Annotated in this window: 1 protein-coding gene; it reads left to right on the forward strand. The window is 57.4% G+C overall.

All coding sequences use genetic code 11. The features are described 5' to 3' along the window. Window positions 1–55: 55 nt before the first annotated feature. Window positions 56–472: CHAP domain-containing protein (locus GV790_RS28945; RefSeq protein ID WP_163817996.1), on the forward strand; the 417-nt coding region annotated here is incomplete at its 3' end.

Consider the following 472-nt stretch of genomic DNA (forward strand, 5'->3'; position numbering starts at 1 on the left):
CCCTAATACCGGGCAGGGTCCGATCGCTGACGCGATAACGCTCGCGATAAGCGAGGTGGGCACACGGGAAGATGGAAGTTCCAACTATGTGCCTGGAAAAGAATACGACATCTATGACATCTACGGCCGCGATGGCGCTTGGTGCTCATCCTTCGCGACATGGCTGTGGGAGAAAGCGGGCATCACACCCAGCGCCAAGTCATTCTGGCGCGGCAATCAGAAGAATAGTGTGTCTTCAGTCTGGGCACAGGCGGGGCAAAAAGGACTTCATGGCAAGATATCCACTGCACAACCAGGCGATCTGATTGTCTGGGGGCACCAGAACCACATCGGTATGGTGGTTGCGCGAAACGGGAACAGCGTCACCGTTGTCGAAGGCAATGCCGGCAACGCTGTTCAGAAGAATACCTATGATCTGAGCCGCGGGGGATTCGCTGGCGTCATCCATCCGCCCGCCTCCTCAGGCCAAGGG

Source organism: Nocardia cyriacigeorgica (assembly GCF_010858045.1).
GTDB classification, from domain to species: Bacteria; Actinomycetota; Actinomycetes; order Mycobacteriales; family Mycobacteriaceae; genus Nocardia; species Nocardia cyriacigeorgica_E.